We start from the raw sequence: 13,342 nt of genomic DNA, 5'->3' as shown, positions 1-13,342 counted from the left end.
CAGCAGGCTGCCAGCTTCCAACCAGTCAGTGGGAATTGACGATGAACACACCCATTCTTCAAATGCGAGGAATCACCAAGACCTTCCCGGGGGTCAAGGCCCTCCAGGATGTCACCCTGGATGTCAACCGCGGCGAAGTACACGCCATTTGCGGGGAAAACGGGGCCGGGAAATCAACCCTGATGAAGGTCTTGTCCGGTGTCTACCCGGACAACTCGTTCGACGGGGAAATCCTCTTCGAAAGCCAACCGTGCAGCTTTTCCAGCATCAATGACAGCGAAAAGCGCGGCATCGTGATCATTCACCAGGAGCTAGCCCTTAGCCCGTACCTCTCCATCGCCGAAAACATCTACCTCGGAAATGAGCAGGCCAGGAACGGCTGGGTGGATTGGCGCAAAACCAACCTGGAAGCGGCCAAGCTTCTGGCCAGGGTGGGCCTGGCCGAGAATCCGGTCACCCCGGTCCAGCACATCAGCGTAGGCAAGCAGCAGCTGGTGGAGATCGCCAAAGCCCTGTCCAAGGAAGTCAAGCTCCTCATCCTGGATGAGCCCACGGCTGCCCTCAACGACGAGGACTCGGGCCATCTCCTGGACCTGATCCTGCACCTCAAGGGGCAAGGGATCACGTGCATTATCATCAGCCACAAACTCAACGAGATCCGAAAAGTCGCGGACGCCGTCACCATCATCCGCGACGGCAGGACCATTGAAACGCTCCGGCTGGCCGAAGGCCAGATCACCCAGGAACGCATCATCCGCGGCATGGTGGGACGCGATCTGGACAGCCTCTACCCCGAACGGACCCCCAACATCGGGGAGGAAGTGCTGCGGATCGAAGACTGGTCAGTCCAGCATCCCCAGGACCACACCCGAATGGTGGTATCCAACGCCCACCTCAACGTCCGCAAGGGCGAAGTAGTGGGCCTGGCGGGACTCATGGGTGCGGGCAGGACCGAACTGGCCATGAGCGTGTTCGGGCGGACCTACGGGCGCGCCGTTTCCGGGAAGGTGTTCAAGTACGGCCAGGAAATCAACACCTCCACCGTGCCGGAAGCTATTCGGCACGGCATTGCCTATGCCACCGAAGACCGCAAACACTACGGCCTGAACCTCATTGAGGACATCAAGCGCAATATCTCCATGGCTGCCCTCGGAAAGCTGGCCACGCGGGGCTGGGTGGACAAGAACGAAGAGACAGCCGTTGCCAACCGCTACCGGACGAGCATGAACATCAAAGCGCCCTCAGTTGCCGCTGTCACGGGCAAGCTCTCGGGCGGGAACCAGCAGAAGGTGGTGCTGAGCAAGTGGATGTTCTCCGATCCGGACGTGCTGATTCTCGATGAACCCACCAGGGGTATCGACGTCGGCGCCAAGTTTGAGATCTACACGATCATTGCCCAGCTCGCGGCCGAAGGAAAAGCAGTCATTGTCATCTCCTCGGAACTGCCCGAACTCCTTGGCATCTGCGACAGGATCTACACCCTGTCCGCAGGCCACGTCACCGGTGAAGTGCCCATTGCCGAGGCCTCCCAGGAAACCCTCATGCACTACATGACCAAAGAGAAGGAATAGCATGTCCGCCCTACGAGAATCCCTCGGCTTCCTGACAAGCCGCCTCCGGCAGGTTGGCATATTCGTCGCCCTGATCCTGATTGTGCTGCTGTTCCAGGTGCTCACCGACGGAATCCTTCTGCAGCCCCAGAACGTCACCAACCTTGTGGTCCAGAACAGCTACATCCTGATCCTGGCCATAGGCATGGTGATGGTGATCATCGCCGGACATATCGACCTTTCGGTAGGCTCCGTCGCCGGCTTCATCGGCGCGGTGGCCGGCGTCATGATGGTCCATTGGGGGTGGGCGTGGTGGCTCGCCATCCCGGCATGCCTCCTGATGGGCGCGCTGGTGGGAGCGTGGCAAGGCTACTGGATCGCCTACGTGGGCATCCCGGCATTCATCGTTACCCTCGCAGGCATGCTGATCTTCCGCGGACTCACCCTGATCACGCTGAAAAACCAGCAGATCACCCCGTTCCCCGACGAGTTGCGCGCACTGGGCGGCGGCTTCCTTCCCGACATCACCGGTGGTACCTCCGTGCTGGAATGGCTGACCGTCATCCTGGGCGTCGGCGGCACCGCAGCAATTGTGTTCCAGTCGCTGAAGGAGCGCAGGATCCGCAGGAAGTTCGATCTTGAGAACGAACCGATGGCGTGGTTCGCCACGAAGACGGCGTTCATCGCGCTGCTCATGCTCGTCATCACCTTCCTGCTCGCAAGCTACCGCGGCACGCCGATCGTGCTGATCGTCCTCGCTGTCCTGGTGATTGTCTACTCCGCGTTGATGAACAACAGCATTTTTGGCCGCCACGTCTACGCAGTTGGCGGCAACCTCCACGCGGCTGAACTTTCCGGCATCAAAACCAAGGCCGTCACCTTCCGGCTTTTCGTCAACATGGGTGTCCTGGCCGCCTTGGCCGGGCTGGTATTCACCGCACGGCTGAACTCGGCGCAGCCCGCGGGCGGCACCGGTTTTGAACTGGACTCGATTGCCGCCGCCTTCATCGGCGGAGCAGCCGTAACGGGTGGCATTGGAACCGTGGCCGGCGCCATGATCGGAGGCCTCATCATGGGCGTGCTGAACAACGGCATGTCCATTCTTGGCCTCGGCACGGACTACCAGCAGCTCATCAAGGGACTTGTCCTCCTGCTCGCCGTTGGCTTCGATATCTTCAACAAGAACCGCAGCAATGGAGGCGGAAGCACCGTCGGAAAGCGGTTCAAGTTGCGGACCAGGCCCCCGGCTGCAACCGGTCCAAAAGCACCGGGGAAAGAGGCCGAACAGCGCCCCGTGCCGGTACCGGTGAATACCGCCGACCGGATCTGACGGAAGGGTCAATCCATGCCCGGAGCAGCGGATGACTGGCAGGACCTGCGCGGTTTATGGGTGGAACTCCGTGCAGGGGGACGACTGGTGCGGACCGGCGAAGTGGAGGAGGTGGCAGCGGATTCTTCTGTCTTATGGCTCAGATACAACGGTGCCCACGGCCGCCAGATGATAGCCAGCGGGGACGGTTACGACATTATCCCGCTGGGAAGCAGAACGCCGGAAGCCTGAAGCAGGACTGGACAAGGCGGCCGACGACGGCAGGTAACTGCCGCCGTCGGCCGCCTTTTGGCTGCCCGGCAACCGGTGCCGCGGCCACCCTGATCAGAACGAGCCGGTGGTGAACTGCCAGGTACGGGTGGCGAGCTGGTTCCCGGCGAGGTCGCGGACGGCGGTTCCTCCGCCGGCCACCGTCACGGTGTATTTGGTTTTGCCGGCCAGTGCCTGCTGCGGGTCCAGGACCCACTGGTTGGTGGTGCCGTTGCGGAACACGGCGGCCGGGACCACCGCGCCGGTGGCGGAGTTCTTCACCGTGAAGGTGGTGCCGTTGACGCCCTGCACCGCCTCGCTGAAGCTCACGCTGATGTTATTGCCGCGCCGCACCAGCGAAGCGTTGCTGCCCGGGGTGGTGCCGGTAACCACGGGAGCCGGGCCGGTGAGGAAGGTCCAGTTGGTGGAGGCCAGCGGAGTTCCGGCGGCATCCCGGATGGCGGAGGCGCCGCCCACCAGCGAGGCCGTGTAGGTGGTGTCCGCGGCGAGGCCCGCTGAGGGGTCAAGAGTGGCGGTACGGGTGGTCGCGTTGTAGGTGACGGCGGCGGGAATGGTGCTGCCGGCGGCGTTCTTGAGCACGAAGGTGGCTGGGCTGACGCCCTGTACCGCGGCGCTGAAGGTTGCCGTCACGTTGGTGCCGGTGCCCACCGAGGTGGCCTTCGCACTTGGCGTCACGGCCGTGACCGTGGGGGCCGGAGCCGGAGCCGGGGCGGGCGCAGGGGCAGGGGCAGCAACCGCGGTATACAGCAGCCGGTTTGGCGTCCCGCTCGTGGCGCCCGTGATGGCTCCGGCAGTCGCATTCGTCACCAGTGTGCTGGCTACCTGCGCCGGCGCGAGGGCGGGGTTCTGCGAGAGCAGCACCGCTGCGGCCCCGGCAACGTGCGGCGCGGCCATGGAGGTACCTGACATGGAAGCCGTTGCCGTGGAGGAACTGTAGTACGTGGACGCAATGCCTACCCCGGGGGCGTAAAGATCCACGCAGGAGCCATAGTTGGAGAAGGACGCCTGCCTATCGGCAGAATCGCTGGCCGCCACAGTGACGGCGCCGGAGACGCGGGCGGGAGAACTGCCGCACGCGTCAACGGCGGAGTTCCCGGCGGCAACCACTGCGGTGACGCCGTCGCTCATCACTGACTGGATGGCCGTGTCCACTGCCGCGCTGGCGGGACCGCCCAGGCTGAGGTTGGCCACTGCCGGCACACCTGCGGGGTGGTGGGCCGCGATCCAGTCCAGTCCGGCCACGACGTCCGAGTTGTAGCCGGAGCCCTTGCAGTCGAGCACCCGGACCGGCACCACCGTGGCGGCCTTGGCCACGCCGTAGGTGGATCCTGCGACGGTTCCGGCAACGTGGGTGCCGTGGCCGTTGCAGTCGCTGGAACCCAGGCCGTCGGCCACGGCGCTCCAGCCTGCCGCCACCCGGCCGCCGAAGTCGGCATGGGAGGGCAGGACTCCGGTGTCCACCACGTAGGCCGTCACGCCGGCGCCCGCCAGGGTCCACGAGTAGGAGCCGGACAGCGGCAGGGCGCGTTGGTCCACCCGGTCCAGCCCCCACGGCGAGGGCTGCTGCGTGCCGGACATGCTGACAGGCGCGTCCGCCTCCACCGACAAAACGCGGCCGGAGCGGGCCAGCGCCTCGGCCTGGGCGGGGTTGGCAGTGACCACGGCACCGCGGAGCGCGTGCTTGAAGGTACGTCCGACGCCGACGCCTTGCCCGCGCAGGCTTGCCGCCTCCGCGTCCACGTCGGCATTGGCCGCGTACTGGACGATGTAGCGACCCGCTGCGCCCGCATCCGCTTTTGGTGCGGCTACGGCGGGGAGGGACGTGGCGGTCAGGGCGACGGCGGAGACCAGGGCTGCTGCGGCGGGCAGCACGAAAGATGGGGTGCGAATTTTGGGGTCCTCTGGGATGGCGCTGGGGGTGGCGGAGACCACCGCTGTTACCACCAGAATAGGAGCCCAAAAGGCCCCGCCGGAGGGTCCTTGCAGGATCCTGTGAAAACCCTTGGATGTTCCTGCGCGCGGTGCGTTTCCGGCGGCAAACTTGGGCCGGGACTATGCCCGGGGGTTCCGCCAGCTGTGTTCAGGCTCGAAGCCCAGGAGCCTGCGGGCCTTGTCGATGGACAGCATGGTTTCGTGCTCGCCCAGTTCCTTGGTGACCTTGACCGCAGGGAAGACCTCGGCGGCGAGGCCGGCACTTGACCGGCTCATCACGGTGTCCGCATTGGCGATGATGAAGGCTTCGAATCCCGCCCGGCCGTTCTCCAGGGCCCGCACCACTGCCTGGGCGCCATCGCGGCCGTCGATGTAGCCCCAGAGGTTCCACTTTCGGAGCTTCGCGTCCGAGTCGAAGGAGGGGAAGTCGTCGTAGTCCTCCTCGTCCATGACGTTGGAGAACCGCAGCGCCACGATGCTCAGTTCCGGGTCCCAGCGCGTCAGCTCCGCCGCCATCTGTTCTTCGAGGTGCTTGACCAGGGAGTAGGTGCTTTCCGGGCGGGCGGGGTATTCCTCGTCCACGGGGATGTAGGGCGGGTCGACGTCGAACGGCAGTCCCAGCACCGTCTCGCTGGAGGCGTACACCACCTTCTTGATGCCCGCACGGCGGGCAGCCTGGAAGACGTTGTAGGTGGAAAGCATGTTGTTTTCGAAGGTCGCAGCGTCCGGAAGGATGCCCGGCGCCGGAACGGCACCAAGGTGCACCACGGCGTCGAAACCGCTGTGCCTGTCGTCGACCCCCAGCAACGCATCCACCACCTGACCGTAGTTGCGCAGGTCCACCACCAGCAGCCCGGGGCTCCTGGCGCCTGCCCGGTCCAGGTTCAGGACGTGGTGGCCGTCATCGGTGAGCCGGCGAACCACGTGCCGGCCCAGTTTTCCGCTTCCGCCGGTGACGGCAATTCTCATCGGGATATCCTTTGGTTGGAGGTCCGGGCCTGGTCAGGACCGGGGTGTGGCAAGGAACTTTTCGACGGCGGCGATCGCCATCGCGGTGACCTCCACAGGGTCCCCGCTGCCGTCTACGGAGACCAGGATCCCGCGGCCGGCATAGACCGACACAACTTCATGGGTCTCGCGGTGGTAGAGGTCAAGCCGGTTGCGGAACACGTCCACAGTGTCATCGGTCCGCCCCTGCTCCTGGGCACGCCGCCGCATCCGCTGCTCCAGTTCGGCGTCGGGAGCCCGCAGCTCGATGACGGCGTCCAGGGCCAGCCCCTGGGAAGCGAGCATGTTGTCCAGTTCCACCACCTGGGGCGCCGTGCGCGGATAGCCGTCCAGCAGGAAACCCGACTGGACGTCGCTGTCCAGCAGGCGGTCCTTGACCAGAGCGTTGGTGAGGTGGTCCGGGACGAAATCGCCGCCGTCGAGGTACTTTGCAGCCTGGCCGCCCAGTTCGGTCTCCTCGCTTACATTGCTCCGGAAGATGTCACCTGTGGAAACGGCAGGAATGCCGAAGTGGCGGGCCAGGTGTTCGGCCTGCGTCCCCTTGCCCGAACCCGGCGGACCGATGATGAGCAGTCTGGTCATGTTCGTGTCCCTTCCGGGGAAAACGGCCCGCTTGTTTCACGTCTGCCGCCGGAGCGCCGGCGCCTGCTTCATTCTGCCGGGAACACCGGCAAGGCGCCAGAGCAGTGCGCTCCGGCGGTGGCCGATATGGCGTCCCCCCTTCTGCTGGATGTATATACTCGGACGTATCGGTTTAGCAGCAGGCCGTTGGACAGTTCGTCGATCCAGCGACCTTCACCGGTTCCCGCCTTTCCGGCAGGCCGGCGTGTTGCCGGCTCGTTTTGACCTGAGCGAATGGCACCAGAAAAATCGTGGCCAGCGAGTCAACAGCAAAAACCGATACATCCATTACAGGGCACCTCCACGAGCTGGTCCTGAACAGCTCTGACGTTGAGGACTTCCTCAACGAACTGGCGCAGGTGCCTGCCCGTAGTCTTTCCGAGCCCGGCGACGAGATGCTGTGCGCCATCACCCTGCTTCGGCCGCGCAAGGCCGCCACGGTGGCGAGCAGCGGCCCGGACGCAAAGGCACTTGGCCTGCTTGAGCACCAGTTCGCCGAAACCCCCAGCCTGGCCGCTTCCGCCACCCGGGAGACCGTGCACGTTCGGGATATCGAGGCGGACCGGGGGTGGCCCGAATATTCCACTGCCGTAATGGCCCAGGGGGTCCGCTCCGTGGTGGCGCTGCCTTTCCGCCTCGAGGGTGAAACGAAGGCTGCCCTGATGCTCTACTCGCGCAGGCCCAACCGCTTTGACGGCCGGGTTCTGGAATTTGCCGATGATTTCGTCAGCCAGACCTCACTGGCGCTGCGCCTGGCAGTGCGGTTCGCCCACTACAGCGAGACCGCCGCCAACCTGCGCGCCACGCTGGAATCGCGGACGGTGATCGACATGGCCGTGGGCATCATCATGGCCCAGAACCGGTGCAGCCAGAATGACGCCTTCGAAATCCTCAAGACGGCGTCGAGCACCCGCAACTCGAAACTGCACGATGTGGCGGCCGCGGTTGTCAACGCCCTGGGCCAGGGCCCGGCGCGCACGCATTACGACGGCTAGCAGACACATCCGCCAAAGCACCAGCAGCACAGGTAGAATAAGGCCAACTTTGGCCGGGGGGCTTTTATGGAAAAGAAAAAGGTCTGCCTCGTCGTCGAAGACGACAAGGACATCCGTGGACTGATAACCGTGGTTCTTTCGCGCGCCGGATTCGAGGTGCAGACCGTGGCCACCGGGGCCGAGGCCATCGCCGCCGCCGCGGATCCAGCCATCGCACTTGTCACCCTGGACCTTGGCCTGCCGGACATGGACGGCCACGTGGTGGCTCGCGCCGTCCGGGCACTGAGCAAGGCCCCCCTGCTGTTCCTGACTGCGAGGTCCGAGAAAGACGACCTGCTGGCCGGCATGGCTTCGGGTGCTGCAGCGTACCTCACCAAGCCTTTCCATCCCCGCGAGCTTCGGGACGTGGCAATACAGCTGTGCCCCGCAACCGTTTCACCGGCCCCTCACGCACCCGGCAAGTCTTCTGCTGACTCGCCTGCCTTGAAATGACCCACGCCCGCCCGTTTCCGGCGACGGCGGACCGGCCGTCGCCGGAAACGGCACGTTAATCCCTACTTGGCGAGGAAGCTCAGCAGCGCCTCGTTGACCTCGGCGGCGTGGGTCCAGAGCAGGCCGTGCGGGGCACCTTCGATTTCGATGTAATCAGCACCGGGCAGTGCTTTAGCGAACAGGCGGCCCGTTGAGTCGATGGGAAGGATGTTGTCCGCGGTGCCGTGCAGGATAAGCGCGGGAACGTCGATCTTGGGGATGTCCTTGCGGAAGTCGGTGAGCCAGGTGGGCTGCGCGGCGACAGATGCGGTGGCACCGGCGCTGGCGGCAAGATTCCAGCTGGCGTTGACGGACTCCTGGCTCAGGCGGGGAGTGCCCAGGAAGGTGTCGGAGTTGTAGAAGTTCTTGAAGAACTCGGTGAAGAAGGCGTACCGGTCCGCCGTGACCGCTTCCTTCAGCCCGTCGAAGACTTCCTGGGGAACACCGTCCGGGTTGTCGTCCGTCTTGAGCAGGAACGGCTCGAGGGAACCGAGGAAGGCAGCGCGGGCCACCCGGGCGGAACCGTAGGTACCGAGGTATCGGGCCACTTCGCCAGTGCCCATGGAGAAGCCCACCAGCACCACGTCATTAAGGTTTAGGGTGGTCAACAGCTCGTTCAGGTCGGCCGCGAAGGTATCGTAGTCGTACCCTTCGGTGGGCTTGCTGGATTTACCGAAGCCGCGGCGGTCGTAGGTGATGACCCGGTAGCCCGCGTCCAGCAGGGCGGTGGCCTGCTTTTCCCAGGATGAGCCGTCCAGGGGGTAGCCGTGGATCAAAACAACCGGCTGGCCCGAGCCGTGGTCCTCGTAGTAGAGCTCGATGTCGGTGCTGTTCTCGGTTCCAACGGTGATGAAAGCCATAGCGGGCAATTCCTTTCGAGGCTGGTCGGAGCGGGCGAACGTCGTGCGGAGCCCGCGCACTCCCTACTCTAGGGCCGTCACTGCCCTTGGACGTCCCAAACCGGCGTCCGCTACTGGCTTGATCCCGGCTGGATATCCCTTACTGGGACGGCTGCGGGATCTCGCACGTGATCTTCGGATTGGCGCCCATGTAGTTCAGCGGGCCGGCGACGACGGTGATGGCCACGGTGCCTGCCTGCGCGCAGTTATCCGGTGCTCCGCCGAAGTAGCCACGCTGCCAGGCAGCCACGCCGCCGATGATCAGCCAGATGACGATAAGTGCTCCCAGGATCCGCATGATTCCTCCATCGGCCGCGGCGGCTGTGGGATCAATTATGCGACGACGGCGGCCGTCACCATAGTGCGGTGCTGCAACGATTGTGACACTATATGCGCATGAATGCAGATAAGAAGATTTGTTCCCTGGGGGCGGACGGCCAGTATGTGGAGCTCGCCGTGGAAGTCTTCGCGATGCTGGCGGACGCCACCCGGGTGCGGATCATCCTGGCCCTTCGGGACGGAGAGATGGCCGTGGGCGCCCTTGCCGACGTGGTGGGCAAATCGCCCGCGGCCGTCTCCCAGCACCTGGCAAAAATGCGGCTCGCCAGGATGGTCTCCACGCGGCAGGACGGGACCCGTGTCCTGTACCGGCTGGAGAACGAACATGCCCGCCAGCTTGTGGCCGATGCCATCTTCCAGGCCGAGCACGCACTGGGCGGACATCCGGCCCACCACCGCCTGGACAGCCCGCAACAGGACGGCGTCAAGCAGTGAGCGGGCACCAGCACGTTCAAGACCACAGCCACGAGCACGATCATGAACATAGGCACCATCATCACGGCGGCTTCCGCGGCTGGCTGAGGGACCTCTTTGTCCCGCACACGCACGATGCGGCGGACTCCATCGACGGTGCGATGGAAGCGAGCACTGAGGGCATCCGCGCCCTGAAGGTCAGCCTCTTCGTCCTGCTGGTCACCACCGTGCTGCAGTTTGCCGTGGTCCTGGTCAGCGGCTCGGTTGCCCTGTTGGCGGACACCATCCACAACTTCTCGGATGCCCTGACCGCCGTCCCGCTTTGGGTGGCGTTCATCCTGGGGCGGAAGGCAGCCACCCGCCGCTTCACCTACGGGTTCGGCCGCGCCGAGGATCTGGCTGGCCTGTTCATCGTGGGCGTCGTGGCGCTGTCCGCGATCACGGCCGGCTGGCAGTCCGTGGACCGGCTGATCCATCCGCAGCCGCTGCAGAACCTGGGCTGGGTGATGGCAGCCGGGCTGATCGGTTTCGCCGGCAACGAGGCCGTGGCCATCTACCGGATCCGGGTGGGCCGCAAAATAGGTTCCGCTGCCTTGGTAGCGGACGGAGTGCACGCCAGGACGGACGGTTTCACCTCACTGGCCGTGGTGCTCGGCGCCGCCGGCGTCATGCTCGGATTCCCGCTGGCGGACCCGATCGTAGGGCTCCTGATTTCCGCGGCCATCATGGTGCTGCTGTGGGGAACCATCCGGAGCATCGGCCGCCGCCTGATGGACGGCATCGAGCCCGAACTGGTGTCACTGGCCTGCCAGGCCCTGGAAGGAACCCCGGGGGTACTGGCAGTGCAGCGGGTGCAGCTTCGCTGGAACGGGCACCGGTTGCAGGGCACCGCCACGGTGCTGGTGGAGGACACCAGCCTGTCGGCGGCGGAAAGCATCATGGACCAGGCCGGCCACCGGCTGCGGCATGCCCTGCCCAAGCTGGACGACATGGTCCTGTCGCCCAGCCCGCGGCGGTAACGGGACTCAGGCCCTGGCGGCCTTGCCCGGAAGGGCCAGCTTGAAGACCTTGGCCCAGGAGGAACCCACCTGCTTCAACAGCGGCCCGGTGGTGTACTTGAGGCCGTAACGCTGGCAGATTTCACGGACCCTCGGGGCGACCTCGGCATACCGGCTGGAGGGCAGGTCCGGGAACAGATGGTGCTCGATCTGGTGCGACAGGTTGCCGGTCATGATGTGCATGAACTTCGAACCCGAGATGTTGGCCGAGCCGATCATCTGGCGGACGTACCAGTCGCCGCGGGTTTCGCCTTCCACCATTTCCTCCGTGAAGGTGTCGGTGCCTTCGGGGAAGTGGCCGCAGAAGATCACGGCGTGTGCCCAGACATTGCGTACCGCGTTGGCCGCGATGGTGCCGTAGAGGGCCTGCTTGCCGGAACCGGTGAGCATGGCCACAGCGGGGGTGGCTGCGTAGTCCTTGGTGAACTGCGTGACAACCTTCTTGCCCAGGGCCTTGAGGTCCTTGAGCAGGGCTTCCTTGGACTTGGTGCCTTCCTTGTACTCGGTCAGCTCGAGGTCGTAGATGGCGATGCCCCACTCGAATACCGGTGCCAGGATGGCATTGAACAACGGGTTGGCCAGGTTAATGGGCTTCCACGGCTGGTCCTCGTCCATCCGGAGGAGGTTGTATCCGACGTCGTTGTCCTTGCCCACCACGTTGGTCCAGCGGTGGTGCAGGTCGTTGTGGGTGTGCTGCCAGGAGCGGGAGGGAGTAACGAAGTCCCACTCCCAGGTGGTGGAGTGGATGTCCGGGTCACGCATCCAGTCCCACTGGCCGTGGAGGATGTTGTGGCCCAGCTCCATGTTCTCCAGGATCTTGGCGAGGCTGAGAAGGGTGGTGCCGGTGACCCAGGCGGCCTTGTTCTTGCTGACCAGCAGGGCCGCACGGCCGGAGATCTCCAGCCCGCGCTGGATCTTGATCATCCGGCGGATATACGCAGCGTCTTCGGCACCGCGCTTGGCCAGGATCTCGTCCCGGATGGCGTCGAGTTCGCGTCCGAGCTCCGCCACCTGTTCGTCGGTCAGGTGTGCCGCGGCAGGAGGCCGGACCGTGGGACTGCCGGACTCGGCCAGCTTTCCGGGGCGGGTCCTCGACCCGCCGGCAGCGCCGCCCTTGGTGGATGAGGGAGTGGCTTTGCTGGGTGAAATTACAGACATACCGTGATGCTCCTCAGAGTTCGAGGTTGACGGGTCCGGCGGCTGCCGAGACGCACGTTTGGATCAGTTGGCCGGGTTCGCCGTGGACTTCCCCGGTGCGGAGGTCGCGGACCTGTCCCGCGCGGAGCGGGGTGAGGCAGCTGTGGCAAATTCCCATCCTGCAGCCGCTGGGCATCAGGATCCCGGCGTCCTCACCCACGTCCAGGAGCGGGGTGTCGCCGTCGGCTTCCACTTCCCGGTCGGACGTTTCAAAGGTGACCACGCCGCCGTCGTGCCCCACACCGCCGTTGAACGTGGTGTTGAACCGTTCGATCATCAGGTTGCCGGCACTGCCGGCAACCGCCACCTCTGAGCCGGGCGCCGCCGTCGTGAGCGCTGCGCGCTTCCAGAGCGCCTCGGCGTCGTCCAGGAAGCTGTCCGGGCCGCACGCGTAGGCCGCCCGTTCCTTCCAGTCCGGGCAGAGCTCGTCCAGCTGGGCGGTGTTGGTAAGGTCCATGCGGCCCTGCTCACCGGTGAACCAGTGGGCCAGCCGGAAGTTGGGGAACTGGTCGGCAAGCTCGGCAAGTTCCTCGCGGAACAGGCTGTCACCGGGCGTCTTGGCGGAGTGGACAAGCACGACGTCGGCATCCGGGCGCCGTGGAACAAGCGTGCGGATCATGGACATCACCGGGGTGATGCCGCTGCCCGCCGTCACCATCAGCAGGGGCCGCGGGTGCTCCGGGAGGACGAAGTCGCCCTGCGGGGGTGCCAGGAAGAGCACGTCGCCGGGGCGGGTGGTGCGCACCAGTGTTCCGGACACGGCACCAACGTCGGTAACCGTGATGGCCGGGTCCTTGCCTGCGGGGGCGCTGAGTGAATAGGAGCGCCAGTGCCGGACGCCGTTGAGTTCAACGCCGATCCGAGCCCACTGGCCGGCCAGGTGGGAGTGCCAGCCGCGGCCGGGGCGGAAGAAGATCGTGGCTGACTGTGCTGTCTCCTGAACGACGCGCGTGACCACACCGCGGAGCTGCCGCGCGGAGTAGACCGGGTTGAACAGCGCGAGGATGTCTTCCGGTGCCAAAGGCGTGGTAAGTACGGAGGCCGCCTGGGCCAGCTGACGTAGCCGGATCATGCGATAAAGCCTAAAACGGCGCGGGCCATATTTCTCTCTCTCCGTCATATGACCGTTCCGCAGTCACTCTGTGTCAGGGCGGCAAAGCCCCCAAAGCCGCACTCTAAGAGTAACGGCTGCGGCTGC

Annotated in this window: 14 protein-coding genes; 7 read left to right on the top strand and 7 right to left on the bottom strand. The window is 65.1% G+C overall.

The genetic code is table 11. The annotated features are described in order from the left end of the window. The first annotated feature begins 41 nt into the window (after nucleotides 1-41). From mmsA to AC5RUU_RS18875, 3 genes are read left to right on the top strand one after another with little or no spacing between them, the layout of a single operon-like run. Nucleotides 42-1,571 (top strand): multiple monosaccharide ABC transporter ATP-binding protein, encoded by a 1,530-nt coding sequence (gene mmsA / locus AC5RUU_RS18885; protein WP_493976737.1) that lies wholly within the window; start codon nucleotides 42-44, stop codon nucleotides 1,569-1,571. Between the two features lies 1 nt (nucleotide 1,572). Beyond that, complete coding sequence (gene mmsB, locus AC5RUU_RS18880) at nucleotides 1,573-2,880, top strand: multiple monosaccharide ABC transporter permease (protein ID WP_493976736.1); 1,308 nt, start codon at nucleotides 1,573-1,575, stop codon at nucleotides 2,878-2,880. Nucleotides 2,881-2,895: 15 nt separating this feature from the next. After that, nucleotides 2,896-3,111: a hypothetical protein gene (locus tag AC5RUU_RS18875; RefSeq protein WP_493976735.1), complete on the top strand. Its 216-nt coding sequence runs from the start codon at nucleotides 2,896-2,898 to the stop codon at nucleotides 3,109-3,111. A gap of 93 nt (nucleotides 3,112-3,204) precedes the next feature. Here AC5RUU_RS18875 and AC5RUU_RS18870 read toward each other — a convergent pair whose 3' ends face one another. The 3 genes from AC5RUU_RS18870 to AC5RUU_RS18860 all read right to left on the bottom strand — a co-directional run bounded on the left by AC5RUU_RS18870 (nucleotide 3,205) and on the right by AC5RUU_RS18860 (nucleotide 6,672). Further along, nucleotides 3,205-5,094, bottom strand: a complete 1,890-nt coding sequence (locus AC5RUU_RS18870) for a S8 family serine peptidase (protein WP_493976734.1) — start codon at nucleotides 5,092-5,094, stop codon at nucleotides 3,205-3,207. 108 nt (nucleotides 5,095-5,202) lie between these two features. Next, nucleotides 5,203-6,051 (bottom strand): NAD-dependent epimerase/dehydratase family protein, encoded by an 849-nt coding sequence (locus AC5RUU_RS18865; protein WP_493976733.1) that lies wholly within the window; start codon nucleotides 6,049-6,051, stop codon nucleotides 5,203-5,205. A gap of 33 nt (nucleotides 6,052-6,084) precedes the next feature. Continuing rightward, the gene (locus AC5RUU_RS18860) at nucleotides 6,085-6,672 is read right to left on the bottom strand and encodes an adenylate kinase (RefSeq protein WP_493976732.1); all 588 of its coding nucleotides are present in this window, start codon (nucleotides 6,670-6,672) and stop codon (nucleotides 6,085-6,087) included. Between the two features lie 290 nt (nucleotides 6,673-6,962). On the opposite strand from AC5RUU_RS18860, the gene AC5RUU_RS18855 reads away from it, so the two are divergent. Both AC5RUU_RS18855 and AC5RUU_RS18850 read left to right on the top strand, forming a co-directional pair. Next, a complete protein-coding gene (locus AC5RUU_RS18855; RefSeq protein ID WP_493976731.1) occupies nucleotides 6,963-7,706 on the top strand; it encodes a GAF and ANTAR domain-containing protein in 744 nt (247 codons plus the stop codon). A gap of 66 nt (nucleotides 7,707-7,772) precedes the next feature. Continuing rightward, the gene (locus AC5RUU_RS18850) at nucleotides 7,773-8,198 is read left to right on the top strand and encodes a response regulator transcription factor (RefSeq protein ID WP_493976730.1); all 426 of its coding nucleotides are present in this window, start codon (nucleotides 7,773-7,775) and stop codon (nucleotides 8,196-8,198) included. Between the two features lie 62 nt (nucleotides 8,199-8,260). Here the strand turns inward: AC5RUU_RS18850 and AC5RUU_RS18845 are convergent, their stop codons facing one another. After that, the gene (locus AC5RUU_RS18845; RefSeq protein ID WP_493976729.1) at nucleotides 8,261-9,097 is read right to left on the bottom strand and encodes an alpha/beta fold hydrolase; all 837 of its coding nucleotides are present in this window, start codon (nucleotides 9,095-9,097) and stop codon (nucleotides 8,261-8,263) included. Nucleotides 9,098-9,236: 139 nt separating this feature from the next. Next, complete coding sequence (locus AC5RUU_RS18840; protein ID WP_493976728.1) at nucleotides 9,237-9,434, bottom strand: hypothetical protein; 198 nt, start codon at nucleotides 9,432-9,434, stop codon at nucleotides 9,237-9,239. Nucleotides 9,435-9,532: 98 nt separating this feature from the next. Between AC5RUU_RS18840 and AC5RUU_RS18835 the strand changes: the two genes are divergently transcribed. Together AC5RUU_RS18835 and AC5RUU_RS18830 are read left to right on the top strand one after the other, a co-directional pair. Beyond that, entirely contained in the window at nucleotides 9,533-9,910 is a 378-nt protein-coding gene (locus AC5RUU_RS18835) for an ArsR/SmtB family transcription factor (protein WP_493976727.1), read from the top strand. A gap of 140 nt (nucleotides 9,911-10,050) precedes the next feature. Further along, entirely contained in the window at nucleotides 10,051-10,908 is an 858-nt protein-coding gene (locus AC5RUU_RS18830; RefSeq protein WP_493976775.1) for a cation diffusion facilitator family transporter, read from the top strand. A gap of 6 nt (nucleotides 10,909-10,914) precedes the next feature. On the opposite strand, the gene AC5RUU_RS18825 is transcribed toward AC5RUU_RS18830, so the two are convergent. Together AC5RUU_RS18825 and AC5RUU_RS18820 are read right to left on the bottom strand one after the other, a co-directional pair. Then, nucleotides 10,915-12,105 carry a fatty acid desaturase family protein gene (locus AC5RUU_RS18825; protein WP_493976726.1) on the bottom strand — a complete coding sequence of 397 codons (1,191 nt, stop codon included), beginning with the start codon at nucleotides 12,103-12,105 and terminating at the stop codon, nucleotides 10,915-10,917. 13 nt (nucleotides 12,106-12,118) lie between these two features. Beyond that, the gene (locus AC5RUU_RS18820; RefSeq protein WP_493976725.1) at nucleotides 12,119-13,216 is read right to left on the bottom strand and encodes a ferredoxin reductase; all 1,098 of its coding nucleotides are present in this window, start codon (nucleotides 13,214-13,216) and stop codon (nucleotides 12,119-12,121) included. Nucleotides 13,217-13,342: the final 126 nt, after the last annotated feature.

The sequence above is a fragment of the Arthrobacter sp. K4-10C genome, assembly GCF_059090085.1.
This window is presented reverse-complemented; position numbering and strand designations above follow the sequence as displayed.